The organism is Neorhizobium sp. AL 9.2.2 (genome assembly GCF_013317225.1).
Lineage (GTDB): Bacteria > Pseudomonadota > Alphaproteobacteria > Rhizobiales > Rhizobiaceae > Neorhizobium > Neorhizobium soli.
Genome location: NZ_JAALXU010000007.1, coordinates 388,047 through 414,149, shown reverse-complemented (window position 1 = coordinate 414,149; position 26,103 = coordinate 388,047). Strand labels below are relative to the sequence as shown.

The window sequence follows — 26,103 nt, the reverse complement described above, 5'->3', positions numbered from 1 at the left end:
GTCATTGTTTGCCCACCGGTCCGGCGCCGGTGAGGGTTTGCCCTGTGATCATTTCGATCACTGCATCCGGGCTTGTCTTGGTTCTGTCGACATCGCCGGCGACGACGCCGTGGCGGATGACGACGATGCGGTCTGCGACCTGAAAGGCCTGCTGCATGATGTGGGTGATGATGACGACACCGATGCCCTGGCTGGCGACATGGCGGATCATGTCCAATCCCCGCCGCGTCTGTTCGACCCCAAGTGCGGCGAACGGCTCGTCCAGCAAGAGGAGCTTGCCACCCCAATGGGCAAAACGGTTGAGCTCGATCGCCTGCCGCTGGCCGCCGGACAGATGCTCGACCTTGGTGCGCATGGAGGGAATGCGGGTGCCGGCACTGGTCAGTGCCTTGGTCGTGATTTCCTCCATCGCACGCTCATCGAGGAAGGGGATGCCCGCGATCTTGCGGGTGATCTCGCGGCCCATGAAGAAATTGGCGACGACGTCCACATTGGTGCAGAGAGACAGGTCCTGGTAGACCGTCTCGATGCCGGCTGCCTTGGCCTCGGCAGGCGTCTTTGCCTCGAACTCTTCGCCTTCGAAGAGCATCTGACCTGACGTCGGTTGCAGACCACCCGAGATGATCTTCACAAGCGTGGACTTGCCTGCGCCGTTGTCGCCGAGAAGAGCGACCACTTCGCCCTTTCCGATCGAGAAACTGATGCCCTTCAGCGCTTCGATCGCGCCGAAATTCTTGCGGATATCATTCAGGACAAGCAGTTTTTCGGTCATTCGACAGTCCCCTTCTCTGAAGTCTCGAACATCTGGCCGAAGCGCGGCGACAGGACGCCGAAAACGGCTAGCGCGGCTGCGCCTCGGAGTGCCGAATGCTGGCAGTCACTGGCGACGACGACACGTGGATGCGGGCGGTTGGTGCGGGCGGAAACCGAATTGCTCAGGCCGTCGGCAAGTGCGGCAAGCTGCTCGATCAAAGACTGCGGCGCCAGGCCACCGAGCACGACAGTCTCTGGATCGAAAAGGTTCTCGATCGTGCGGATGGCATTGCGAAAGATCGGCGCGATCTCGCGGACCCATTCGGCCTCGGGCAGGCCGCGCCGCGTGAAGGCCTCGAGCGAAAGATAGCGCTCAAGGCAGCCATTGTTGCCGCAGGGGCAGGGCTCGCCATCCGGAACGGCGGGGATATGGCCGATTTCGCCGGCATTGCCCCAGGCGCCGCGCATCACTGTCCCGTCATGCATCATCGCGCCGCCAAGGCCGACGCCGAAGAACAGGTAATAGTAATCCGAAATCTGCTGGCCGAGACCGTAGAGCTGCTCGCCGAGCGCCGCTGCCGCCATGTCGTTTTCCATAAAGGCCGGCAGACCTGTCGCCTCTGTGAGGCGGGCATTGATGTCGACGTCTTTCCAGCCGGTCATCGTTGTCGGGCCAACGAAGCTGATGGATTCCACGTCGAATGGCCCGGGCAAAGCCAGTCCGACGCCCAGCAGGCGGCCGCGGCATGGGCTTGCCTTGAGTTCGTCCACCATCTCGCCAATCAGAGCGAAGGCTTCGTCCGGTTTCGGGTTGGACGCGCTGCGGTGGCGGCTCTCGACGACATCACCGCGCAGATTGACCAAGGCAACGTCGATGCCAAGCGGCGTCAGGTGAATGCCGACCGCATGCCCACCCTCCGGATTGACGGTCAGCTTCGAGGGCGGAATACCGCGGCCCCGAGGCTTTTCGCGCACCGAGACGATGAGCTCTTGTTCTTCGAGTTCCCGCACGATGGTAGAGACAGTCTGTACGGTGAGGTGAACCCGTTCGGCAATTTCGCCACGCGTCGTCGGACCAGTCAGGCGGATCGCTTCCAAGACGATCCGTCTGTTGTAGGGCCTTCCGGATTCCTGGTTGGTACCGCGCAGCGCCATTTCGAATGTCTCCGAATGACGAAAGTGTGTCAGCGGTCACGTATTTAGTCAAATGGTTTTCAAAAAAGAAAAATGTGCGCGCGAAGGGCCCGATCGCGCTGACGTTGCAAAGGCTGACCTGACGGTTCGCGCGCTTTCCGCGAAAGAGTTCGCCTCACCCTCGGAGCCAGGAATCATGACCAGCGCCTGATCAACATGAGCACGAAAGCGTCATCCTCCGCCGGTAGGTCGCGCTATGTCACGGGGGTCGTACCCGCAAGGCGGCCGGGTGGGCACGCCAAACGGGAGGCGTTTGGCAAAAGCTATGCCGTCGCCTTCAACGGTTGAGCGAGGGGCGAGAATATCGCCCGGCTGCGATCGACCATGTATGACGCCGTATGCGAAGGGGCATCCCGGGCGAGTTGGATCACCGCTTCCAGGATGAACCTGACTTTTTCCTCGGAATGGAGAACGCTCAGATTGAGCCGGGTGAAACCCGGTTTCTCGATTTCGTTGCCGTTCCGGATCGATTGCCTGATCTGCTCCGAATGCTCGTCATCGATCGACAGGAGGCGGTGGACATAGGGGCCGGCGCAGGCGCAGCCGCCGCGTGCCTGTATACCGAAGCGATCGGAAAGCATGCGGGTGATCAGCTGCTGATGCACATAGCCACCCTTTCCATCCCTGATGCGAAACGAAAAGATCGGCAGTCTCGACATGCTCATCGAGCCCAACAGCTCGATCTGGGGAATGCCCTGCCAAGCCTCGAGTGCGCGCGCGGTGAAATCCTCGTTCAGGCTCGCAATTCTCTCAAGGCCGATTGCGTGCTTGACCAAGAAGGCGAGTGCAGCGCGGATATCGCCGATGACGTTGGGGGTTCCGGCTTCTTCGCGCGCTTCGATATTGTCGCTGTAATCGTGGCCCGTCGGGGAGACGAATTTGACGGTGCCGCCGCCTGGCCAAGAGGGTTTTGTAGTGACGACTGCATCGCGTCTGACCACGAGGATACCGGAGGCACCGGGGCCACCGAGGAATTTATGGGGTGATACGACGATGGCGTCGATCTCGGCGCCTTCGGCCGGTGTCATCGTGATTGGGATATAGGGACCTGCGCCGGCGAAATCCCAGAGGATCTTTGCGCCTGCCGATTTTGCGAGCCGGGTGACCGCTTCGATATCCGTCAGGATACCGGTGATGTTCGATGCGGCCGAAAACGAGCAGATCGTCAGAACGTCCCTGCTGTCTTCAAGAGCCTTTTCCAGGAGGATGAGGTCAGGGCCACCATCGCAACCTTCCTGAATTTCGATGATCTCAGCGCCGCTTTCCCGCCAGGGGAGGATGTTCGAATGATGCTCGTAGGGGCCGATGATGACCCGTGCGGGTTTGCCGGTAGTGACTGCATCCTCGACGCCGAGCAACTTGACCAGGCGGTTGATGCCGGCCGTTGCACCGGATCCGGCAAAGATCACCGCATGGCGGCTGTCGGCGCCACAGCATTCGGCGATAGTGGCACGCGCTTCACGGCGCATGCGGGTCATCATCGCTCCGCAAAAGGACGCTTCCGTATGGCTGTTGGCATAATAAGGCAGGACCTCTTCAAGAACGAAGGTTTCCACCTGCCGGAGCGCCCGTCCTGACGCCACATAATCGGCATAGATGAGATCCTTCAGGCCGTATGGCCCGTCCACCTTGGCGGATGCGCCAATCATTCCCGAGGTCAGTGCTGCAATCGGATCGGCGACAGCCAGACTGCGACGAAATCCCTGAAGAGCAGTTTCGGGTTCGGTTCGTGGCATGCAGTCAGCCAGCTGGCGCATTGTCGATCTCCTTGACGAGTTGACTGCGATTATAAACTGAAGCAGGGTCTGAATTCTTCACCGTATTTGCGCTGATTTTGCCAGGAACTGTGTCAAATGATCGAGAATGACCTGAATTTCGATGAAATCGATCTACGGATCCTCACGAGCCTGCAACGCAACTCGGCCTTGTCGCAGCGTGATTTGGCAGAGCATGTCGGACTTTCGCAAAATGCATGCTGGCGCAGGCTGCAGCGTCTGCAGGCAAGCGGGATCATCGGCAATGCCCGATCCGAGATCGATCTCGACCTGCTGGGCTTCGATCTGACGGTCATTGTGATGATTCGCACACGCCACCATTCCAAGGAATGGGCTGACGATTTTCGCCGGCATGTCGATCGCCTGCCGGAGGTGATCGACTTTTACAGGATCGGGGGAGATTGGGATTATCTGATCAAGGTCGTGACCCGCGGAATATCAGGGTATGACGCATTTTATCAGAAGCTCATCACGAATTTCGATCTCGCGACGGTGACGGGCTTTTTCGCGATGGAGGCGATCATTCGCAACCGTGCACTGGATCTCAGCCGAATGAACCGGTGAGACCTGGTTCGGTTTCCAGCCATATTTGGCGGCACAACCGATGGATTAACCCGCAGAATGTGCCTAGCCCACCCTAAAGCAGGCTAGGCGCTTTTTATCGTCGCTTAGAGAACCGAGACGTTTTCAGCCTTCGATTTACCGGTCTTGCGATCCTGTCCGACTTCGAAGCTGACCTTGTCACCTTCGCGAAGCGAGCCGCCGCGCTGCAGAGCAGAAACGTGAACGAACACGTCCTGGCCGCCATTCTCAGGCGTGATGAAGCCGAAGCCCTTGTCGTCGTTGAAGAATTTAACCGTACCTGTCGCCATGAGAAACCTGTTTCCTATGTAATCCGCGAAATTGCGATGGGCAAACTATAGCGCCACCGCTTCACTATCAACCCCAGCACCATGAACACCGTGATGCCCGGCCCGTATCAACGCCAAATTTTCTTGCCACCGACTACGCAAAGTATCTTAAGCATTGATATCTCTGGCGAGCAAGCCTGCCGCGACACCTAACTCCGTTATCTTGATCGGATATTGGTCGCATAGCGGGCAATAAGCCGTATAAACCAGGGGGTTGCCGCCGACCTGACGCTGTAAACGATGCTAGAATTTGAGGAAGCCCATGATCAAAAGCACGACGGTTTTCACCAATGCCAGGCTGGCGGAGGGCGTTCTGCGCGATATTCACGTCGAGTCGGGGCGGATATCTGCGATTGAAGCCGCAGGCTCGGTTACTCCTTCTGCCGAGGTCATCGACATCGGCGGCGAGTTGCTGGTTCCGGGTTTTGTCGAAGGGCACATCCATCTGGATACGAGCTTCTACGGCGATAAATGGATGCCGCATCGGCCCTGCACCAACGGTTTCGACGTGCAGGAGCGGGTCACCTTCCAGGCGGAGAACATGGCCGCCGCGGCGCCGATGGACAAGCGGGCCCACGATCAGCTCGATCTCTGCATCGCCAATGGCACGCTTTCCATGCGCAGCCACGTGATGGTCGATGGTTCGGTCGGGTTAAAATCGCTGGAGACGATCCTGGCGGTTCGCGAGGACTATAGGGATGTGATCGATCTCCAGCTGGTGGCTTTTCCGCAGAGCGGCATCCTCAGGAGCCCCGGCACACCGGCGCTGCTGGACGAGGCCATCGGGCTGGGTGCCGATCTGGTCGGCGGTCTCGATCCAGCCAGTTTCGATCGTGACGTCACCGGCCATCTCGATGTGGTCTTCGGCGTTGCCGAAAAGCACGGTGTCGATATCGACATTCATCTCCACGATTCCGGCAGCATGGGCGCGTTTACCATCGAGGAGATTTGCGCCCGCACGGTGGCGCTCGGCATGCAGGGCCATGTCGCGATCAGCCATGCCTATGGGCTTGGAGATCTCGACGCTGACGCGGCGCGCAAAATTGCCGCAACGATTGCGAAAAGCGGCGTTTCGATCATGACCAATGCGCCGGGCAACCACAATTTCCCGCCGGTCGCTCTGTTGCGGCGAGAAGGCGTCACCGTGTTCAGCGGCAGCGACAATATTCGCGACAGCTGGTGGCCCTATGGCGATGGCGACATGCTGCACCGCGCGGAAATCATCGGATATCGCTCGGGCTTCTACACCGACGACGAACTGACAGCCGCCTTCGACATCGTCACTTCGGAAACAGCCAAGGCGCTGAGGATAGAGGGCTATGGCATCAAGATTGGCGCGCAGGCGGATTTTGTGACGCTTTCGGCTGCCAATATTCCGGAAGCGGTCGTTGCTTTCCCCGGCAACAGGCGTGTGTTCAAGGCTGGACGTCTCGTTGCCCAGGGTGGCAAACGGGTCTGATTCGCTTCGAGATCGGTGACGGAGGGCGGCTTGAAACCGTAACTCCGCCGATCGGGATGGCGGGCATGGTGTTCTTCGTCCACATCATGATACCGGTCGAACAGCCGGAGTCTGACAGGCCTTTGCTATTACCGGAGGTCCTGACGCGAATTACCCTGCAGCTCGTTTGATACTGAGAGGAGATTTCATGACATTCAATGCCGAAACCAAGGGCGTTTACGCCATTGCCGCGACACCGTTTCACGAGGATGGTTCGATCGATTTCGATTCCGTCGATCGGCTGACCGATTTCTATGAGGAGAGCGGCTGCACCGGCATTACCATTCTCGGCATCATGGGAGAGGCGCCGAAGCTGGAGGCGGATGAAAGCCGGGCGATCATCAAGCGGGTGGTCTCCCGTGCCAAGGTGCCGATCATCGTCGGCGTGTCGGCGCCCGGTTTCGCCGCCATGCGGTCGCTCGCTCGCTCCTCCATGGACATGGGTGCCGCAGGCGTGATGATCGCGCCGGGGCAGGGCGCCAAGACCGACGACCAGACCATAAATTATTTTGCAGGCGCCGTGGAAGCGGTTGGTGAAGACGTGCCATGGGTGCTGCAGGACTATCCGCTGACGCTCAACACGGTGATCGCAACCAGCGTGGTCGCCAAGATCATCACCAACCATCCCTCCTGCCTGATGCTGAAGCATGAGGACTGGCCGGGTCTTGAAAAGATTTCCAGGCTGCGCGCGATGCAGAAGGCCGGAGAGTTGCGGCCGTTCTCCATTCTCTGCGGCAATGGCGGCATGTTCCTCGATTTCGAGCCGGAGCGCGGCGCCGATGGGGCAATGACCGGCTACGGTTTCCCGGACATGCTGACCGAGCTGATCGGGCTTTTTGCCGCTGGCAAACGCGACGAGGCGCATGACCTGTTCGACGCGCATCTGCCGCTGATCCGCTATGAGCAGCAGCTCGGCATCGGTCTCGCGGTTCGGAAGCACGTGCTCAAGCGCCGTGGCGTGATTGCCTCCGATGCGCAGCGCAAGCCCGCCCAGATGCTGACGCCGGCCGCCAAGGCAGAAGTCGATTATCTGCTCGCACGCCTCGCCAAACACGACAAGCGCGCAGCACTCTGACATCGGACGGAGCGGGATATCCCGTACCCGCTCCTTCCTCCGCCCGATTTTCCATGGATGAGGCTGGCTGCTGCCTATCGGCCGCGTTCCGTGGTAGGTCTTGAGCCCCAAGATTCGGTCAGCGACGGAAAAACAGCATGCATTGCAAACTCATCGGCGTTCCCCTTCAGGATGGAGCATCCCAGCTCGGTTGCGAGATGGGGCCGAGTGCGTTGCGCACCGCAGGCCTTGCCGGCGCGCTCGCCGACCTCGGGCATCAGGTGAGCGATCTCGGCAATCTGGCGCTGCCGCCGGTCTCTGATATCACCCATCCCAACCCGGCGGTTCGCCGCCTGCCTCAGATCGTCGCCTGGGTCGAACTGCTGACGAAGATCGCCCACCGCGAAAGTGCCGAGGGCATGCCGATCTTTCTCGGCGGCGATCATGCGATGTCGGCCGGAATTGTTGCGGGCCTGGCACGCACCGCGTCCGAAAAGCAGCGACCGCTGTTCGTTCTCTGGGTCGATGCGCACACGGATTTCCACACGCTGGAAACGACCGGCAGCGGCAACCTGCACGGCGTTCCCGTTGCCTATTTCACGGGGCAGCCGGGTTTTGATGGCTATTTTCCGCCCCTGACGCATCCCGTCGATCCGGCCAATGTCTGCATGATCGGTATCCGCAGCGTCGATCCGCAGGAGCGCTCGGCGATCAACAAGAGTGACATCACGGTGCATGACATGCGCGCGATCGACGAACACGGTGTCGGCGCCGTGCTGCGCTCGTTTATCGAAAAGGTCGAGGCCGCGGGCGGTCTGCTGCATGTCAGCCTCGACGTGGATTTCCTCGATCCGTCGGTCGCTCCCGCCGTCGGCACTACGGTGCCGGGCGGCGCTACGTTCCGCGAAGCGCATCTGGTGATGGAAATGCTGCATGACAGCGGTCTTGTCACCAGCCTCGATCTGGTCGAGCTCAACCCGTTCCTCGACGAACGGGGCCGCACGGCGACGCTCTTGGTGGATCTAACCGCCAGCCTGATGGGCCGCACCGTGCTTGACCGCCCGACCCGGCGGTTCTGACGGCTCGTCAGATGAGCATGCTTGCGCCGCGGTCGAGATAGGTATCGAGGAACTGGTCGAGACGCGGATGGCGCGGCTTGGCAAAGACCTCCGAGGGCTGGCCTGAAAACAGCAGCTTGCCGTGGTCGAGAAACGAGATCTGCTGGCCGACGGTCGCGGCAAAGCCGATTTCGTGGGTCACGACGACCATGGTCATGCCCTCCTCGGCCAGATCCCGCATGACTTTCAGCACTTCGCCCGTCAGTTCCGGGTCAAGTGCTGATGTCGCTTCGTCAAACAGCATGATCTTCGGCTCGAGTGCCAGGGCGCGGGCGATGGCGACGCGCTGCTGCTGGCCGCCGGACAATTGCGACGGGTAATGGCCGGCACGGTTTTCCAGGCCGACCTTGCGCAGCTGCGCCATGGCCTTTTCCTCGGCGTCGGCTTTCGAGAGCTTCCGGACGATCTTCAGGGCTTCGCTGACATTGCCGAGCGCCGTCATGTGCGGCCAGAGATTGAACTGCTGGAAGACCATGCCGGTTTGGGCGCGGACGGCACGGATCTGCGCCGGGGGCAGTCGTTCGCGCTTGCCATCCGGCATTTCGAAAAAGCCCAGCGCCTCGCCGTTGATGGTGATCATGCCGCTGGTCGATTCCTCCAGGAAGGCCAGGCATCGCAAAAGCGTGCTCTTGCCCGAGCCGGAAGGGCCGATCAGGCAGGAGACCTTGCCCTCGGGTATTTCGAGATTGATATCCTGCAGAACGATCGTTTCTCCGAAACGCTTGACCAGATTGCGGATGGTGATGGCGGGTAGGGTCATGCTTTCGAAAACCTCAAACGGGAAAGCCGGTGTTCGGCGGCGCGGCCAAGCCGGTCTGTCAGCTCGACAAGTGCCCAGTAGACGACAGCGAGAATGAAGATTGCTTCGAGATAGGCATATTGCTGCGAGCCGATGGCGCTGACGGTGGCCGTCAGTTCCGGCACGGTGATGATCGACAGAACGGCGGATTCCTTCAGCAGGATGACCGAAAGATTGACCGCCGGCGGCAGCACGATCAGCGCCATTTCCGGGATCTGGATACGGCGGATCGTCTGCAGGCGCGTCATGCCAAGGCAGCCGGCGGCTTCCACATGGCCAACAGGCACGGCGGCAAAGCCGGCGCGGAAGATCTCGCTGTAATAGGCGGCGCTGTAGACCGTCAGACCGATCAGGCCGCAGGGGATCGGATCCAGCATCAGGCCGACGAACGGACCGCCGTAATAGAGAAGAAAGATCTGGATCAGGAATGGCGTGCCGCGCAGCACTTCGACAACGGAGCCTAGAACAACGTTGGTCGCAAACCCACCGAAGCGGCGCGCGGTTGCCACGAGAAAGCCGATGACGACGCCACCGGCAATGCCGGCGATCCAGAGCAGTAGCGTGACGAACAGCCCGCTCCCGAGTTCCGGCAGCTTTTCGATGATGACCTGAGGATTGAACATCATGCGGAAGTCCTCGCCATGGATCTTTCCGCGTACCGACCTAGAAGCGCGATCGTCGAGCAGATCACGAAATAGACCAATCCGGCACTGAGGAAGATCGGGATCGGCTGGTAGGTGCTGGAGGCCAGATCCTGCGCCATCTTCGTCAGCTCGATAATCCCGACGACAGACACAAGCGATGATGCCTTGAGGATCATGATCGATTCGTTGACCAGCGTCGGGAGCGTGAGCCGCAGGGCGATCGGCACCTGGATACGCGCAAAGATCTGCAGCGGATTGAAGCCCGTCACCTCAGCTGCCTCGATCAACCCTTTCGGCACGCTGGAGAAGCCGCCGCGCAGGTTTTCCGCCTGATATGCCGCGGTGCAGAGCGACAATCCGATGATCGCGGCGACGATGCTCGGCACATTGAGACCGATCGCCGGCAGCAGCGTGTAGATCAGCAGCAGCTGGACAAGCAGCGGCACGCCGCGAAAGAAGCTGACGAACAGCCTTGCAGGCGCCGAGTAGATCGTCTTGCCGGTCAGGGTCGCAGCCGAAAGCAGGATCGCGATCACGAAGCCGATCGCAATCGAGACCAGGCTGATGCCGATGGTCGACAGCGCCGCCTGCAGAAGAAGCGTGAATAGTTTGAACGTCATCTGTCGTCACGTCTCGCCCGGGGAATGCGGCGGGCGGATGGAGCAGTGGATTGAAGCGGGCAGGACACGACTTGTCGTCTCCTGCCCGTTCGCAAGGTTTGTTAGAACGCAGGTTCTTTCACTTCGTCCGGCGTATCGAACGTCGTGCCGAACCACTTTTCCTGCAGCTTGGCCAGGCGCCCGTCCTTCTTCATCTTGATGACTTCGGAATTGACGTATTCGACGAGGCTGGCGCTGTCGGCGTCCTTCTTGCCGATGAAGCCGAAATAGGCTTTCTTGCCGAAGGCGGGCGTGACAACTTCAAAGACGCCGGCGCGCTGCTTTGCGACGAAGGCAATGTTCGGCAGCGAATTTGCGACGGCGACGATACGGCCGGCAGCCAGATCCGCGTAGGCGTCGTTGAAGGAAACGTATTCGCGGGCGGTCACCTTGGTCGGAAGAGTCTCGGAATATTGCTGCAGCTGAGCAAGCTGCGCGGTCGCCTTGCCGGCGCCGACGGCCTTGCCGGCAATGTCTTCAGGCTTGGTGATCGATGTATCGCCGGCTTTCTTCAGGATGGCGACGGTGGCTTCAGCGATCGGCGCGGTCATCTTGAAGCGTTCCAGGCGTGCCTTGGTGATGGTGGCAGGGCCCGCGACGAAATCGAACTTGCCGGCTTCCAGCGCCGGGAAGACGCCATCCCAGGGAAGCTCGACCCATTCGATCTTGACGCCGAGATCCTTGCCGAGTTCTGCGAAGAAATCGACGTTGAGGCCTGAATGCGTGCCGGCATCGATAAAGTCGAAAGGAGCAAAGGCGGTTTCCGTGCCGACCTTCATGACGCCGGCCGCCTTGATGCGGGCAAGCGCGTCATCTGCGGCATGGGCGGAAAACGCCGTGGTTACGAGAAGTGCGGCGCCGACGGCGGCCTTCAGCAGGTGTCTCTTCAGCATTGGTGATGTCTCCACGTTATCGGCATACGCGTGCCGATGGCTGTTCCCGTTTATTGGCTCGGCGGAGTGAACCGGCAAAGCATGGAACAAATAGACAGAGCTTCCGAAACAGAGTCAACGCGGTTTCGCACTGCAATATAGGCTAGGTAAGTGCGAAGATAGCGATCGATCAGCCGATCGCGAGCGCGTCTTTCAAGCCGAGACCCTGCTTCTCCTGCAGGTCGAGATCAGCCTCGATATGATCGATATGGTGCAGCATCAGAGCGGCTGCCCGGTCGCCATCGCCGTCCTTGAGCGCGTCGAGGATCGCGAAGTGCTCGCTGTGGCCGCAGCTCGACACACCTGATCGGCCGTAAAGCGCGATCACCAGTGAAGAGCGGGCTATCAATTCGTCCATGAAGCGCTGGAGAATGGCATTTCCGGCGACCGAAGCCAGCATCAGGTGGAAATCTCCCGATGCCTTGATCTCGGCGCGGCGTGCGGCCGGACCGCGCTCGGTCATGTAGCGCTCTTCTTCCTCAAGCTGGCGCCGGAACTGCTCGATGTCGTCAAGCGTGATACGTTCGAGCGCGGCCGCGACGATGCCGGGCTCGATCAGCCGGCGCGAGGCAAAGATCTGGCGTGCTTCGTCCGGCGACGGATTGGAGACGAAGGCGCCGCGGTTTCGCTCGGTCTTTACCAGGCCTTCGAAGGTCAGCATCTGCAGCGCGGCGCGGGCGACGGTGCGACTGACATCGAACAGCGAGCCGACTTCGGCTTCCGAAAGCTTGGTTCCCGGCGCCAGGCGACGGTCGATGATCGCGTTGCGCAGCGCTTCGCGTATCGCCATAGACCGGTCTTCCGGCGTCGTCTCACTGAGAATGATCTGCTCGCTGATACTCATCACCACATCCCGTTAATCTCCATTACTCCAGACAAATGGAGATTGCCAGAACGGATGTCTTCGATCCACGGCAAGGATTGCATACGATTTGCGCATGGGATCGGTATCGATCGCACGATTTTTGCGCAGTGCACGCAAAACGCATTTCTCACCGGATTGAAGTTCCAGCAGTGCCAATGGCTTAAGGAAACTGGCACGGCGGATGCATCTCATTGTGGAAGCAGGGAGCACCGCATGAGCAAGGCCGCCGAAATCGATATCGCCTCCGTCACCAAGACCTATGGGACGACGACGGCGGTCCATGCGATCAGTCTCAAGATCCCGGCCGGCACCTATTGCTGCCTGCTCGGGCCGTCCGGCTGCGGCAAGACGTCGACGCTGAGAATGATCGCCGGCCACGAGAGCATCACGTCGGGCGACGTGCGGCTTGGCAACACGGTCGTGACAGACCTTCCGCCGGCCAAACGCGGCACGGCAATGATGTTCCAGTCCTACGCGCTGTTTCCGCATCTCGATCTGGTCGACAACGTCGCTTTTTCGCTCAAGATGAAGGGCGTCGACAAGGATGTCCGCCGCGCCAAGGCTATGGACCTGCTGCGGCTGATGCAGATGGAAGGCTATGCGACACGCCGTCCGGCCCAGCTTTCCGGCGGTCAACAGCAGCGCGTGGCGCTGGCGCGTGCGCTGATCACCGATCCCGAAGCCTTGCTGCTTGATGAGCCGCTTTCCGCGCTCGATCCGTTCTTGAAGATCCGCATGCGGGCGGAGCTGAAGAAGTTGCAGACCTCGCTCGGCATCACCTTCGTGCATGTCACGCACAGCCAGGAAGAGGCGATGGCGCTTGCCGATATCATCGTCATCATGAATGACGGCCGCATCGAGCAGGCGGCCCATCCGCGCGTCGTGTTCGAAAAGCCGGCGACAGCCTTCGTTGCGAAGTTCATGGGCGACCACAACGTCATCTCCGGTCGCGTCACCAAGAGCCATGGCCAGGAACTGATGCTGTCGGTGCCAGCCGGTGCCGATTTCCTGGCCGTCGGCGACAATGGCGAGCTGACCGATCAGGCCGACATCGCCATCCGCACCGATCATGTGCGGATCGGCCAGCCGTCCGAGACGGGCCTCGGTTTTACCGGCTCGATCACCAATATCGAATATCGCGGTTCCTCGGTGAAGCTGTCGGTCAACGGCGCCGGCATCGAGGATTTTACCGCGATCCTCTCCGACACCGATTTCTTCGCCAATCCGGTCAAGGTCGGAGAGGCGATCCCCCTATGCTGGGGCCGGGAGGACGCCATTGTCCTCGGGCGCCTCAAGCACTGATCCCACTCACAATAATCAACTAGAGGAGAACATGGGAATGACTGAAATTCAAAAGGGCGCAAAGGGACTTTCGCGCCGCTCGCTGCTGAAGACCGCATCCGCTGCTGCCGGCCTTGCTGCCGGTTCGGGCGCCATTACCGGCTTCCCGACCATCTGGGCGCAGAATCCGATCACGATCCGCCAGTTCGGTACCGGCGTTTCGAACCTCAATGCGATTGCCGAAAAGTGCAAGGCCGATCTCGGCATCACGCTTGAGATGACCGCAACCGACTCCGATGCGGCTGCCCAGCGCGCCGTCACGCAGCCGAACTCCTACGACATCGCCGACATCGAATACTGGATCCTCAAGAAGGTCTATCCGGCAGGCGTCATCCAGCCGATGGATGTGAAGAAGCTGAAATATTACGACAAGGTCGTGCCGCTGTTCAAGAACGGCAAGCTGAAGCCGGACAGCGTGATCGCCCAGGGCACGGCGCCGCATACGGTCGGCTTCGTCGAAAAGGCGGGCGACAAGAAGTTCGCCAAGGAAGAGACCCAGTGGTTCACCATGATGCCTACGATCTACAATGCCGATACGCTCGGCATTCGTCCGGATCTGGTCGGCCGTGAAATCACGACCTGGGCCGATATCATGGACCCGAAGTTCAAGGGCAAGACGTCCATCCTGAACATTCCGTCGATCGGCATCATGGATGCTGCGATGATCATGGAAGCCATGGGCAACATCAAGTATGCCGACAAGGGCAATATGACCAAGGCCGAGATCGATGCGACCATCGATTTCCTGATCAAGGCCAAGCAGGCAGGCCAGTTCCGCGCCTTCTGGAAGTCGTTCGACGAAAGCGTCAACCTGATGTCGTCGGGCGAAGTCATCATCCAGTCGATGTGGTCGCCGGCCGTTGCCGCCGTCCGCTCCAAGGGCATCGCCTGCAAGTATCAGCCGCTCAAGGAAGGCTATCGCTCGTGGGGCGGCGGTCTCGGTCTTGCGGCCCATCTCTCCGGCGCCAAGCTCGATGCGGTCTATGAATATATCAACTGGTACACATCCGGTTGGGTCGGTGCCTACCTCAACCGCCAGGGTTACTATTCCGCCGCCATGGACACGGCCAAGGAACACATGTCGGCCGACGAATGGGGCTACTGGATCGAAGGCAAGGCGGCCCAGGGCGATATCGTCGCGCCCGATGGCAAGGTCATGGAAAAGGCCGGTGCGGTTCGCGATGGCGGTTCCTTCGAGGAGCGCATGGGCCATGTCGCCTGCTGGAACTCGGTGATGGACGAGGACCGCTACATGGTCCGCCGCTGGAACGAATTCATCGCGGCTTGATCGACATCTTCCTTCCCTCATTCCTGTGCTCGTCACAGGAATCCAGCCAGCCCAAGTCCTTGGGCTGAAAAGGGTCTCTAACCGCGCAGACGCGCGGTTGCTGGATCCCTGTGACGAGCACAGGGATGAGGGTGGGGTACCAACCTTGCCACAGATCCCTTCTTCCCGCCCGCGGGGAGAAGGTGGCGGCAGCCGGATGAGGGGCACCTTTCCGGACCGCTCTTTTTCGAAACGACAGGAGCCTTTTGGTGATGGTGGAAGTGCGATTCCTAGGTGTTGGCGAACCGAAGCCGAAGCGGCAGATCCGCATCCCGCTCGGCCTCGTCTCCTATCTGCAGGCGACGCCGCTGACTCTGATCCTTGGTTTCTTTCTGGCGCTTCCGATCCTGATGATCGTGATCGTCAGTTTCTGGGATTACGATTTCGCCCAGATGTATCCCGACTTTCTGACCATGAACTATGTGGAGACGCTCGGATCCTGGGTCACCTGGAAGACCTATCTCAACACGCTGAAATTTGCGGCCATCGTCTGGGCGATCACGCTTTTCGTTGGATTCTGGGTCGCCTATTTTCTCGCCTTCCACATTCGCACCTCGGCGATGCAGATGGTGCTGTTTCTGGTCTGCACCGTTCCCTTCCTGACATCCAACATCATCAGGATGATTTCGTGGATCCCGGTTCTCGGGCGAAACGGGTTGATCAACAGCGCGCTCGTCAGTGCCGGCATCGTGCCGGAGCCGATCCAGTGGCTGCTCTATTCGGATTTCGCCGTGGTGCTTGCCATGGTGCATCTCTACACGCTGTTCATGGTGACGCCGATCTTCAACACGCTGATGCGCATCGACAAATCGCTCGTCGAAGCGGCGCGTGATGCCGGTGCCACATCGTTTCAGATCCTGACCAATGTCATCATTCCGCTGGCCAAGCCCGGCATGGCGATCGGCACGATCTTCGTGGTGACGCTGGTGATGGCCGACTTTTCCACCGTGCAGGTCATGTCCGGCGGCCAGAGCGCTTCGGTGGCGCTGATGATGAAGAACCAGATGTCGCTGCTGCAATATCCGGCTGCTGCCGCCAACGCGGTGGTTCTCCTGGTCCTCGTTCTCTTGATGGTGGCGGGCATCCTGCGCATCGTCGATATCCGCAAAGAACTGTGAAGATGGGGGAGCTTTGAGATGCACAGCGACAAGCGCGGCCGAGAATTCTATTTTCTCGCCCTATTCTTCGCCATCTTCGTGCTGTTTCTCTACGGGCCGCTGTCTGCGGTGCTGATCCTGTCGTTCCAGGGACCGAACGGCGGCCTGACGTTTCCGTTGAACGGCGTCTCCACCCGCTGGTTCGTCAACCTGTTCGAGACCCAGGCGGTCGGCGATTTCGGCGGTTCGTTCCGCCGTTCCACAGCACTCGGGGTGATGGTGATGATTGTCACCGTCGTCGTGGCACTTCTGGCCGGCCTTGCCTTTCGCCGCAAGTTTGCCGGTGCGACGGCTCTCTTCTATCTTGCGGTGGCCAGTCTTGTCGTGCCGTCGATCATCGTCTCGCTCGGCATTGGCGTCGTTTTCCAGCAGTTCGGGCTGGAGCCTACCTGGTACACGTCTGCCTTCGGCGCGCATCTGACATGGACCCTGCCGTTCGGCGTGCTGATCATGTTTGCCGTGTTCAACCGCTTTTCGCCCGCCTATGAGGAGGCTGCGCGCGATCTCGGCGCCTCGTCCTGGCAGACGTTTTCTAACGTCGTGCTGCCGATGATCGCACCCAGCCTGATCGGCGTCGGACTGTTCGGCTTCACGCTTTCCTATGACGAGTTTGCCCGCACGCTGATGACGGCTGGCACGTACAATACGCTGCCGCTCGAGATCTACGGCATGACCACCAATGTCACGACGCCGGTACTCTATGCGCTTGGGACAGTCACGACGGTGTTCTCGTTCCTGGTCATTGCCGGAACGCTCGGCTTGATCGTCTATATCAACCGTCGCCGCCTGCGGAGCTGATCCCACACGATGCGCATTCTAATTGTCAATCCCAATACCACCGCCAGCATGACTGCAACCGTTGCCGACAGCGCCGCCCGCGTCGCCAATTCCGGCACGCAGATCGAGGCCGTCACATCGTCCATGGGGCCGGTGTCGATTGAAGGCTATTACGACGAAGTGTTTGCGGTGCCCGGCCTTTTGGTAGAGCTTGCCAAGGGCGAAAAGGCCGGTGCCGACGCGGCGATCATTGCCTGTTTCGATGATACGGGGCTCGATGCGGCGCGGGCTCTCGCGAATATCCCTGTTATCGGAATCTGCGAAGCGGCGCTTTCTGCCACTGCCTTTGTCGCGCAACGCTTCACGATCGTGACGACCATGGAGCGCTCACGCCTGCCGCTCGAACATCTCGTCCATCGCTACGGCATGGCCGGCCGCTGCAAGGTGCGGGCCGCCGATATTCCGGTCCTGTCGCTGGAAGATCCGACATCCAATGCGCGCGAACGCCTTCGTTCCGAAATCGCGCTGGCCTTGGAGGAGGATAAGGCCGAGGCGATCGTGCTCGGTTGCGCCGGCATGGCAGACCTTACCGCAGAACTGCGGGCCGAATTCGGGGTGCCTGTCGTGGATGGTGTCGCGGCTGCCGTCAAGCAGGCGGAAATGCTGGTGGCACTCGGTTTGTCGACGGCCAAAAACGGCGGTTATGCAACGCCGGTCAACAAGACGTATGTCGGGCTTCTCGAGGGTTTTGCGCCTAATAGGCTTGCGGCACGATGACAGGCTCAGCCGTCGTCAGGACGCTGGCACTTTCGGAGCTTGAATGCCTTCTCGACTGGGCGAGAGCGGAAGGCTGGAACCCCGGGCTTGCCGATGCGGCGGCTTTCCATGCGGCGGACCCCCATGGTTTCTTCGGCTGTTTCGTCGATGGCGTGTTTGCATCAGGCATTTCCGCGGTGCGATACGGAAACGACTTCGGGTTTATCGGCCTCTATATCGCACATCCCGATTTTCGCGGGCAGGGCATGGGCCGGCGCGTATGGGATGCCGGCATAGCGCATCTCGAAGGCCGAACGATCGGTCTCGATGGCGTCTCGGAACAACAGCAGAATTACGCCAGCATGGGGTTCGAGCCGTTCTACGAGACCATCCGCTGGAGTGGCCGCCTCGAAGGGGCCGTCATTTCCGAGGTGAGCAACGTAAGCGCCGATATTTTGCCGGCTATCATCCGCTACGATGGCGAGATCTTTTCGCAGACACGCGAGGCGTTTCTTGCCGAGTGGCTGAAGCCGCCGAGATTGGCAAAGGCCCTGATGAAGGACGGCAGGGCTCGCGGCTACGGCGTCTGCCGCAAATGTAGCGACGGGTTCAAGATCGGTCCCCTTTTTGCCATGGGTACGACCGAAGCCGTCACGCTGCTGCAAAGCCTCGTCGCGGAAACCGAAGGCGAGACTGTCCATATCGATGTGCCGGCGCCGCAGCAGGGATTTTCGGACTATCTTTCAGAAGCCGGATTCCAAAAAGGTTTCACCACGGCCCGAATGTATCGCGGCCTGCCACCGAGTGCGCGGACAGCCGATATCTTCGGGGTCACGACGTTGGAACTCGGGTAGAATCCGGGAAGCGCAGCTCGGCGGTCTTGTTGCCTGGCACGTTCTCCGCAGCATCCAGCGACGTGCGGATGCGGATTTTGCCGACGTCGATCACATGACGCATCGCCGACATCGCCTTTTGCGGATCGCGGGACGCGATGGCATGGGCGATGCGCAGATGGTTGGAGGCGACTTCGTCGATCATTTCCGGCGACGCGGCCGGTGACGACAGCTGGAAGGAAATCGCCAGTGCCGCCTCGATCAAAGCGCTTGCCGAACGCATGAACGGATTGCCCGACATGCGGGCAATGGCCAGGTGGAATTCGAGATCCACGTTGGCGATCGATTCCGGCGTGTGGTTGAGATTGTCGAATTTGGCAGCGATCGCGTAAAGCGAAACGATGTCGTCGCTCGTTGCCCTCAAAGCCGCCGCCGCCGCCGCTGCCGGCTCAAGCGCGGTGCGCATTTCGGCCAGATGCTCGATGAACTCGTAGTCGAGACTCGTCTCGAAACGCCAACTCAAGACATCCGCGTCGAAGAAATTCCAGCTCGAACTGTCGAGGACGCGGGTACCGACCTTCGCCTTGGCTTCGACCAGCCGCTTGGCAGACAGCGTCTTCATCGCCTCGCGCAACACCGTGCGCGATACGCCGAACCGTGCGGAAAGCTCGGTGTCGCCGGGCAGGAGAGAGCCTTCGGGGAACGTGCCGGAAACGATCCCGCGGCCAAGCCCAGCGACCACCGTTGCGTGGTTGCTACGGCGCTTTCGCCCGTTAATCGTCGTTTCCAGCAAACTCAAACTAGATCTCCTTAAGGCGACTTTCGGCCAGCCGCCGGTTTGAATACCAGATGATACCGCGCTGCAACACAATGAACACGAAAAGAAGGATGCCGATAACGATCTTCGTCCACCAGGAAGACAGCGTTCCGTCGAATACGATGTAGGTCTGGATCAGTCCCTGGATAAGAATGCCGACGAATGTGCCGGCCACAAGTCCGACGCCGCCGGTCAAAAGCGTTCCGCCAATCACGACAGCCGCAATCGCATCGAGTTCGACGCCGACGGTCGCCAGCGAATAACCGGACGAGGTATAAAGCGTGTATGCGATGCCGGCCAAGCCCGACAGGAAGCCGGACAGAGCATAGATGCCGATCGTCGTGGAGCCAACCGGAACCCCCATCAGTTCCGCCGACTGGATATTGCCGCCGATCGCATAGACATTCGCGCCGAACCGCGTCCTTCCGGCAATGAACCCGCCAATGATGAAGACGAGCAGCATCAAGATCGCAAGCGCCGTCAGTCGCCCGCCGCCTGGAAAGCGGAAGTAGAAGCCCTGGATCGCGTCGATCATCTCGTGGCTGATCGGTACCGACGCCGTGGAAATCAGGTAGGCGGCGCCGCGTGCCAGAAACATGCCGGCCAACGTCACGACGAAAGGCGGAATGCCGAGATAGCGGATCATCGCCCCCATCAGACTGCCGAACAGGGTGGAGATGACGAGAACGGCTAAGAAGGCAGTCAGCGGGTGCAGGCCGAGCGAGCCGACGGCCACGGCCACGAACACGCTCGTGAAGGCGATCACCGAGCCGATCGAGAGATCGATGCCGCCTGACAGAATGACGAAGGTCATGCCGACAGCGGCGATGCCGAGAAACGCATTGTCTGTCAGCAGATTGCCGATCACCCTCGTCGACAGCATGTTTGGAAACTGCAGGATGCAGAGCCCGTAGGCTATAACGAAGATGGCAAGCGTCGTGACGAAGGGAAGGTTGCGGGTGTGGATCATCTTGCCGCTCCTTCAACCTTGGAAACCGGGTTCTTGCTGGCTTTCGGCTGCGACCTCAAGAAGCCGAGCATGGTGATCACGGCGGGTGATTGCAGTGTCAGCACGATGATGATGATGCCGGCCTTGATGATGAGGTTGAATTCCGGCGGGAAGCCGGAAACGAGAATGCCGGTGTTGATCGACTGGATGATCAGCGCGCCGATCAGCGACGCTGTGATCGAAAAGCGCCCGCCGTTCAGCGACGTGCCGCCGATGACGACCGCGAGGATCGCATCGAGTTCAAGCCAGAGACCGGCATTGTTGGCATCGGCGCCGCGGATATCGGCGGTCACGATCAGACCGGCGACTGCGGCACAGAGGCCCGAGATCGCATAGACGAAGAACAGCAGGAAGCGGGCTTTGACACCGGCAAGCGTTGCGGCACGCCGGTTGATGCCGGTTGCCTCGATCAGGAAGCCGAGTGCCGAGCGGCGGACCAGCAGGCCGACGAGAAGGCCGGTGCCGAGCCAGAGAAAGATCGGGATCGGAATGCCGGCGAAGGAACCGGATCCGAGCGCCGAAAACGTGTCGTCATTGAAGGTGAGGATGACGCCCTCTGTGATCAGCTGGGCAATCCCGCGTCCCGCCACCATCAGGATCAGCGTTGCGATGATCGGTTGGATATCGAGGAGGGCAACGAGAATGCCGTTCCAGAGACCGCAGACGAGGCCGATGCCGAGCGATACGACGATGACGACCGGGATCGGATATCCATCGGCGATCAGCGTTGCGGCAACGGCACCGCAGATGGCGATGACGGCGCCGATCGAAAGATCGATACCGCGCGTCGCGATGACCAGCGTCATGCCGATGGTCAAAAGTGCGACCGGTGCGGCGCGCACCAGAATGTCGATGAGGCTGCCATAGACGCGGCCGTTCTGGACCGAGATCGTCAGGAAGCCGGGCGCGATCGCCGTGATCATGCCGAGGATGATCGCAAGCGCGATCAGCTGCGGCGCAAGTCGCTTGAGGCGACGGGTTATCGGGTTCATCAGGCGGCCTCCGTCCGGTTCGGTGCGGCAATCGCCTGCATGATATTGTCGGCGTTGACGTCGCTGCCGGTGAGTTCCGCCACGTGGCGGCGGTCGGAAAGAACAATGACCCGGTGGGCGATCGCCGTCAGTTCCTCCAGTTCGGAGGAAATCACAACAAGCGACATGCCTTCGGCACACAGCCGCTCGATCATTTTCAGGATTTCCGCGTGAGCGCCGATATCGATGCCGCGGGTCGGTTCGTCGAGGATCAGAAGCCGTGGTTCGGTCGCCAGCCAGCGGGCGAGGATAGCCTTCTGCTGGTTGCCGCCGGAGAGGAACTTGATAGGCCGCTCCGCGTCGGCGGGGCGAATGTCCAGGGATTTGATGAACCCTTCAGCTAGGGCCCGGCGCTCGCGCGACGAGATCGGTTTTGCCCAGCCCTGACGGGCCTGCAGTGCCAGGGCGATGTTGTCGGCCACGGAAAGGTCGCCGATGATGCCGTCCGTCTTTCGTTCTTCCGGACAGAAGCCGAACCCGTTCGAAATGGCCGCCACCGGCGAGGAGAGGGCGATCTCCTTGCCGTCGATGCTGGCTGTACCGCTGTCTGCGCGGTCGATGCCGAAAAGGAGGAAGGCCGTTTCGCTGCGGCCAGACCCGAGAAGTCCAGCGACGCCGACGACTTCACCGGGGCGGATGTCGAGATCGAACGGGGCGACGCTGCCGCGTTTTCCGTAGCCGGCGAAACGAATGGGCGCCTCGCCGGTTGGGGCGACGGTTTCTTCGTGGGCCTGATGCTCTCGGGTAATGTCCTGCAGCTCACGGCCGAGCATCATCGAGATGAGTTCGAGACGCGGCAGTTCGGCCAGCGCCCGGCTGCCCACCAGCCTACCATTGCGCAACACGGTGACCCTGTCGGCCACTGCATAAACCTGGTTCAGGAAGTGGGTGATGATGATGATGCCGAGACCTTGTTCGCGCAGCCTGCGCAGCACGACGAACAGCATTTCGACTTCCTGGCTGTCGAGACTTGCGGTCGGCTCGTCGAGAACAAGCACCTTGCCGGAAAGATCGACGGCACGGGCAATCGCGACGATCTGGCGGATCGCGACGGAATAGGAGGAGAGAAGCGCATCGACGTCGATATCGAGGCCGTATCTCGCGAGAAGCGCTTTCGCGCGCCGACGCATCTCGCGTCGGTCGATGAACCCGAAGCGGCTTGGTTGGCGACCGAGGAACAGGTTTTCGGCCACCGTGAGATTTTCGAGAAGATTGACTTCCTGGTAGACGGTGCCGATGCCGAGCGCCTGCGCTTCCGCGACGTTGGCCGGAGTCACGTCATGGCCATCCAGCCGCATCTCGCCGCGGTCACGCGTGTAGACACCTGTCAGGATCTTGATCAACGTGGATTTGCCGGCGCCATTTTCACCAAGCAGCGCATGGATCTCGCCCCGCTGCAGCGTGAAGTCCACGCCCTCAAGCGCGGTGACGCCGAGAAAGGATTTGCCGACGCCCCTTGCTTCCATGAGCGGGTCATCGAGACGTTCCCGGTTTGTGGCGGAGAACGAATTTTCTGAGGAAGTCTGTATGTCTGTCATGCTCCAGCCCGCATAAGTGGAGGCCGGGACAGCTCTTGAAAAAGCTGCCCCGGTTGAAAACTGCCCGGCTCGGTCGAGAGCTAGATCGGGCGGCGGGAGATCAGTAGCCGAGGCCCTTCTTGGCTTCGTACACCTTCATCGGGTCATCAGAAGCCGTGTACAGCTTCGATTCTGTCTGGATCCACTTTGGTGGTTCCTTCTTGTCCTTCAGGTAGGCTTCGAGTGCGTCGAGCGCGGGGCCTGCCATGTTCGGCGTGAGCTCCACAGTCGCGTTTGCTTCACCCTTCGACATAGCCTGGAAAATATCCGGAACGGCGTCGATCGAGACGACCTTGATGTCGGTGCCCGGCTTCAGCCCGGCTTCCTTGATGGCCTGGATCGCGCCGACGGCCATGTCGTCATTATGAGCGTAAACGGCGCAGATGCCCTTGCCGCCGCCTTCTGCCTTGATGAAGCTTTCCATGACTTCCTTACCCTTGGTGCGGGTAAAGTCACCTGTCTGCGAACGCGCGATCTTGATGTTCGAATGCGAGGCAATAGCCTGTTCGAAACCCTTCTTGCGGTTGATGGCAGGCGAGGAACCGGTGGTTCCCTGCAGTTCCACGACCTTGCAGTCCTTGGAACCGACATCCTTCACCAGCCAGTCGCCGGCAACCTTGCCTTCAAAGGTCTGGTCAGAGGTGACGGCCGTCAGGTAGAGATCTTTCGGTGCATCGATTTCGCGGTCGAGAAGGATGACAGGGATCTTTTCTTCCTTGGCTTCCTTCAGGACTGCGTCCCAGCCGGTGGCAACGACAGGTGCGATCAGGATCGCATCGACGCCCTGGGCGATAAAGCCGCGGATTGCCTTGATCTGGTTTTCCTGCTTCTGCTGCGCATCGGCAAACTTCAGGGTGATGCCGCGCTTTTCGGCCTGCTGCTTCGTCACTGTCGTTTCGGCAGCGCGCCAGCCGGATTCAGATCCGATCTGCGAGAAGCCGATTGTCAGGGATTTTGCGGAAACGCTCGACGCTAGGCATGCGGTAACAATGGCGGTAGCCGCCCATAGTGCTCTCTTCATCTTAAATCCTCCCAGAGATGATAAGAAAACTGACGGTCGAAGGTTTGGCATATAATCATACTTTTGCAAGACGCAAAATTGCGAAAAATCACGCTTTCGAAACGCGATTTTGCGAGATCCTCATTTATCTATATGATTCCACTCGCTATTTAGAATTCTCCCTTGTTTACGATGATGGCACTCTGAAGCCATCTCGTTCTTGACAGTACGTCCCGTTATCCAATAGTCGTATTAATGACGCATCGGATCGTGATCTGATGGGAGGGGTTGGCGCGGTTTCGGGAGACACTGCGCTTCAATATTATCAGACTTATCGGATGGCAGGGCATATGTTGCGAATTCTTCAGGTTGCGAGCTTGTCTGGCGATGTTCAGGTTGTCGCCTGGAGCGGAGATACTCCGCGCGTCGTCAATGGCGTTTCCTCAACCTACGAGCTTGCCCAGAAGGCCATTGCAGCAGGCCTGAGTCTGGCGCAGCAGATCGAAGCACTCGGGCTTGGTGATGAAGTCGACCTCGACGTTGCCGCGCAGAGCGGACGTCTTGGTCTGCCGGTCTCGCATCCCGATCCAGCCCATTTCATCGTTGCCGGCACCGGCCTCACGCATCTCGGTTCCGCCGATGGTCGCGACAAGATGCACAAGGCAGCGCAGTCGGAAGAAAAGCCGACCGATTCCATGCGCATGTTCCTGATGGGCGTCGAGGGCGGCAAGCCGAAGGACGGCGAAGTCGGTGCGCAGCCGGAATGGTTCTACAAGGGCAATGGAACGCAGCTGCGCGCAACCGGCGAAGATCTCGTTTCTCCCTCGTTCGCGCTTGATGGCGGCGAGGAGCCGGAACTGGCGGCGATCTATCTGATCGGCCCCGACGGCACGCCGTTCCGCCTCGGCTTCTGTCTCTCCAACGAATTTTCCGATCACGTGACCGAGAAGGGCAACTATCTCTGGCTTGCCCATTCCAAGCTGCGCCAGGCAGCGCTCGGACCGGAACTTCTGGTCGGCGAGCTGCCTGATCATGTCGAAGGCACGTCGCGCATCCGTCGTGGTGACGAGGTGATCTTCGAAAAGCCGTTCCTGTCGGGCGAAGCGAACATGTCGCACTCGATCGCCAACCTCGAATACCACAATTTCAAATACGACCTGTTCCGCCAGCCGGGCGATCTGCATGTCCATTTCTTCGGCACGGCGACGCTGTCGGTCTCGCATGGCATCAAGACCGAAGTCGGCGATGTGTTCGAGATCGATGCGGCGCCGTTCAAGCTGCCGCTCGTGAACCGTCTGGGTGTGGCAGCGGAAACGCCTGTCGCGATCAAGGCGCTCTGAGGTGGCCATGACCCCCATTCGTCTCGCTATCGTCGGACTTGGCAAGATTGCCAGGGACCAGCATCTCGGCGCAATCGAAGCGACCGACGGGATCGATCTCGTCGCAGTCGCCAGCCGCAACGCCTCGCTCGAAAATGTCGCGTGTTTTGCCGATATTCACGAGCTGCTGGCCTCCGGCGTCGAAATCGACGCCGTCTCTCTCTGTACGCCGCCCCAGGGCCGGTTCGAGCAGGCAAAGGCGGCGCTTGAAGCCGGCAAGCATGTAATGCTCGAAAAGCCGCCGGGCGCAACGCTTTCGGAAGTCTTTGCGCTGGAAACGCTGGCGAGGGAAAAAGGCCTCAGCCTGTTTGCAACATGGCATTCCCGCGCTGCCGCGGCTGTCGAGCCTGCACGGGCGCTGATGGCCGAGCGGACGCTGAAAAGCGTTTCGGTCGAGTGGAAGGAAGATGTTCGCCACTGGCATCCGGGTCAGGCGTGGATCTGGGAGCCGGGCGGTCTCGGCGTTTTCGATCCCGGCATCAATGCTCTGTCGATCGTCACGCGGATCATGCCCGAAACGTTTCATCTCGTGCGCTCCGAACTGACCTTCCCGGCCAATCGTGCAGCGCCGATCGCTGCAAGCCTTGCCTTCGAAACGAAAAGCGGCTTGCCTGTGGCGGCCGAATTCGACTGGCGTCAGACGGGGCCGCAGACCTGGGACATCCGGGTCGAGACCGAAGAGGGCACGATCGTCCTCACTCACGGCGGCAGCCGCCTGATCGTCGACGGCGAGGCGCAGATCGTCGAGGAAGATCGCGAATATCGCAATCTGTATCGGGATTTCGTGGCGCTCGTCACCAAGGGTGACAGCGATACGGATTTCTCACCGCTGGTGCATGTGGCGGATGCCTTCATGCTTGGCCGGCGCATTGAAACTGAAGCATTCGAGGACTGAAG

At 60.2% G+C, this 26,103-nt stretch carries 26 protein-coding genes; 12 read left to right on the top strand and 14 right to left on the bottom strand.

Translation table 11 applies throughout. The features are described 5' to 3' along the window. Position 1: 1 nt before the first annotated feature. From G6K99_RS16860 to G6K99_RS16850, 3 genes are all read right to left on the bottom strand, one after another. Positions 2-772: an ATP-binding cassette domain-containing protein gene (locus G6K99_RS16860; RefSeq protein WP_062462050.1), complete on the bottom strand. Its 771-nt coding sequence runs from the start codon at positions 770-772 to the stop codon at positions 2-4. After that, positions 769-1,908, bottom strand: coding sequence for an ROK family transcriptional regulator (locus tag G6K99_RS16855; protein WP_174197219.1), 1,140 nt, complete (start codon positions 1,906-1,908; stop codon positions 769-771). Before G6K99_RS16855 ends, G6K99_RS16860 begins: the two co-directional genes overlap by 4 nt. A gap of 302 nt (positions 1,909-2,210) precedes the next feature. Then, positions 2,211-3,704: an aminotransferase class V-fold PLP-dependent enzyme gene (locus G6K99_RS16850; RefSeq protein WP_174197218.1), complete on the bottom strand. Its 1,494-nt coding sequence runs from the start codon at positions 3,702-3,704 to the stop codon at positions 2,211-2,213. Positions 3,705-3,800: 96 nt separating this feature from the next. Between G6K99_RS16850 and G6K99_RS16845 the strand changes: the two genes are divergently transcribed. Beyond that, the gene (locus G6K99_RS16845; protein ID WP_174197217.1) at positions 3,801-4,286 is read left to right on the top strand and encodes an Lrp/AsnC family transcriptional regulator; all 486 of its coding nucleotides are present in this window, start codon (positions 3,801-3,803) and stop codon (positions 4,284-4,286) included. 104 nt (positions 4,287-4,390) lie between these two features. Here G6K99_RS16845 and G6K99_RS16840 read toward each other — a convergent pair whose 3' ends face one another. Further along, positions 4,391-4,594 (bottom strand): cold-shock protein, encoded by a 204-nt coding sequence (locus G6K99_RS16840; protein ID WP_012760580.1) that lies wholly within the window; start codon positions 4,592-4,594, stop codon positions 4,391-4,393. 301 nt (positions 4,595-4,895) lie between these two features. On the opposite strand from G6K99_RS16840, the gene G6K99_RS16835 reads away from it, so the two are divergent. The 3 genes from G6K99_RS16835 (at position 4,896) to rocF (ending at position 8,264) form a co-directional block, all read left to right on the top strand. Next, entirely contained in the window at positions 4,896-6,092 is a 1,197-nt protein-coding gene (locus G6K99_RS16835; protein WP_174197216.1) for an amidohydrolase family protein, read from the top strand. A 187-nt stretch (positions 6,093-6,279) separates the two neighbouring features. Next, on the top strand, positions 6,280-7,206 hold the full coding sequence (locus G6K99_RS16830; protein WP_174197215.1) for a dihydrodipicolinate synthase family protein: 927 nt from the start codon (positions 6,280-6,282) through the stop codon (positions 7,204-7,206). A gap of 137 nt (positions 7,207-7,343) precedes the next feature. Beyond that, positions 7,344-8,264, top strand: a complete 921-nt coding sequence (gene rocF, locus G6K99_RS16825; RefSeq protein WP_113111655.1) for an arginase — start codon at positions 7,344-7,346, stop codon at positions 8,262-8,264. Positions 8,265-8,271: 7 nt separating this feature from the next. Here rocF and G6K99_RS16820 read toward each other — a convergent pair whose 3' ends face one another. The 5 genes from G6K99_RS16820 to G6K99_RS16800 form a co-directional block, all read right to left on the bottom strand. Continuing rightward, entirely contained in the window at positions 8,272-9,063 is a 792-nt protein-coding gene (locus G6K99_RS16820) for an amino acid ABC transporter ATP-binding protein (protein ID WP_174197214.1), read from the bottom strand. Next, positions 9,060-9,728 carry an amino acid ABC transporter permease gene (locus G6K99_RS16815; RefSeq protein WP_174197213.1) on the bottom strand — a complete coding sequence of 223 codons (669 nt, stop codon included), beginning with the start codon at positions 9,726-9,728 and terminating at the stop codon, positions 9,060-9,062. Before G6K99_RS16815 ends, G6K99_RS16820 begins: the two co-directional genes overlap by 4 nt. Next, positions 9,725-10,366, bottom strand: a complete 642-nt coding sequence (locus G6K99_RS16810; RefSeq protein ID WP_174197212.1) for an amino acid ABC transporter permease — start codon at positions 10,364-10,366, stop codon at positions 9,725-9,727. Before G6K99_RS16810 ends, G6K99_RS16815 begins: the two co-directional genes overlap by 4 nt. A 101-nt stretch (positions 10,367-10,467) precedes the next feature. After that, positions 10,468-11,298, bottom strand: coding sequence for a transporter substrate-binding domain-containing protein (locus G6K99_RS16805; protein WP_174197211.1), 831 nt, complete (start codon positions 11,296-11,298; stop codon positions 10,468-10,470). A 169-nt stretch (positions 11,299-11,467) separates the two neighbouring features. Further along, positions 11,468-12,181, bottom strand: coding sequence for a GntR family transcriptional regulator (locus G6K99_RS16800; RefSeq protein ID WP_174197210.1), 714 nt, complete (start codon positions 12,179-12,181; stop codon positions 11,468-11,470). A 234-nt stretch (positions 12,182-12,415) separates the two neighbouring features. Between G6K99_RS16800 and G6K99_RS16795 the strand changes: the two genes are divergently transcribed. From G6K99_RS16795 to G6K99_RS16770, 6 genes are all read left to right on the top strand, one after another. Beyond that, entirely contained in the window at positions 12,416-13,504 is a 1,089-nt protein-coding gene (locus tag G6K99_RS16795; protein WP_174197209.1) for an ABC transporter ATP-binding protein, read from the top strand. A gap of 37 nt (positions 13,505-13,541) precedes the next feature. After that, positions 13,542-14,831, top strand: coding sequence for a PotD/PotF family extracellular solute-binding protein (locus tag G6K99_RS16790; RefSeq protein ID WP_174197208.1), 1,290 nt, complete (start codon positions 13,542-13,544; stop codon positions 14,829-14,831). A 251-nt stretch (positions 14,832-15,082) separates the two neighbouring features. Then, positions 15,083-15,988 (top strand): ABC transporter permease, encoded by a 906-nt coding sequence (locus G6K99_RS16785; protein ID WP_174197207.1) that lies wholly within the window; start codon positions 15,083-15,085, stop codon positions 15,986-15,988. Positions 15,989-16,006: 18 nt separating this feature from the next. After that, complete coding sequence (locus G6K99_RS16780) at positions 16,007-16,825, top strand: ABC transporter permease (protein WP_062462092.1); 819 nt, start codon at positions 16,007-16,009, stop codon at positions 16,823-16,825. A gap of 9 nt (positions 16,826-16,834) precedes the next feature. Then, on the top strand, positions 16,835-17,581 hold the full coding sequence (locus G6K99_RS16775; protein WP_174197206.1) for an aspartate/glutamate racemase family protein: 747 nt from the start codon (positions 16,835-16,837) through the stop codon (positions 17,579-17,581). Continuing rightward, a complete protein-coding gene (locus G6K99_RS16770; RefSeq protein WP_174197205.1) occupies positions 17,578-18,414 on the top strand; it encodes a GNAT family N-acetyltransferase in 837 nt (278 codons plus the stop codon). Before G6K99_RS16775 ends, G6K99_RS16770 begins: the two co-directional genes overlap by 4 nt. Here the strand turns inward: G6K99_RS16770 and G6K99_RS16765 are convergent. From G6K99_RS16765 to ytfQ, 5 genes are all read right to left on the bottom strand, one after another. Beyond that, the gene (locus G6K99_RS16765; RefSeq protein ID WP_082471960.1) at positions 18,392-19,192 is read right to left on the bottom strand and encodes a FadR/GntR family transcriptional regulator; all 801 of its coding nucleotides are present in this window, start codon (positions 19,190-19,192) and stop codon (positions 18,392-18,394) included. The two genes, G6K99_RS16770 and G6K99_RS16765, sit on opposite strands and share 23 nt — an antisense overlap. 1 nt (position 19,193) lies before the next feature. Next, positions 19,194-20,180 (bottom strand): galactofuranose ABC transporter, permease protein YjfF, encoded by a 987-nt coding sequence (yjfF, locus tag G6K99_RS16760; protein ID WP_082471961.1) that lies wholly within the window; start codon positions 20,178-20,180, stop codon positions 19,194-19,196. After that, positions 20,177-21,211, bottom strand: coding sequence for an ABC transporter permease (locus G6K99_RS16755; RefSeq protein WP_062462101.1), 1,035 nt, complete (start codon positions 21,209-21,211; stop codon positions 20,177-20,179). The genes yjfF and G6K99_RS16755 overlap by 4 nt, the downstream gene beginning before the upstream one ends. After that, on the bottom strand, positions 21,211-22,716 hold the full coding sequence (locus G6K99_RS16750; protein ID WP_062581521.1) for a sugar ABC transporter ATP-binding protein: 1,506 nt from the start codon (positions 22,714-22,716) through the stop codon (positions 21,211-21,213). The genes G6K99_RS16755 and G6K99_RS16750 overlap by 1 nt, the downstream gene beginning before the upstream one ends. A 172-nt stretch (positions 22,717-22,888) precedes the next feature. Further along, positions 22,889-23,848 carry a galactofuranose ABC transporter, galactofuranose-binding protein YtfQ gene (gene ytfQ, locus G6K99_RS16745; RefSeq protein WP_113111665.1) on the bottom strand — a complete coding sequence of 320 codons (960 nt, stop codon included), beginning with the start codon at positions 23,846-23,848 and terminating at the stop codon, positions 22,889-22,891. A gap of 329 nt (positions 23,849-24,177) precedes the next feature. Here ytfQ and araD1 point away from each other — a divergent pair, with 329 nt between their 5' ends. Both araD1 and G6K99_RS16735 read left to right on the top strand, forming a co-directional pair. Next, positions 24,178-25,167, top strand: a complete 990-nt coding sequence (araD1, locus tag G6K99_RS16740) for an AraD1 family protein (RefSeq protein ID WP_092660905.1) — start codon at positions 24,178-24,180, stop codon at positions 25,165-25,167. Position 25,168: 1 nt separating this feature from the next. Further along, positions 25,169-26,101, top strand: a complete 933-nt coding sequence (locus G6K99_RS16735) for a Gfo/Idh/MocA family protein (RefSeq protein WP_156461874.1) — start codon at positions 25,169-25,171, stop codon at positions 26,099-26,101. Positions 26,102-26,103 lie beyond the last annotated feature (2 nt).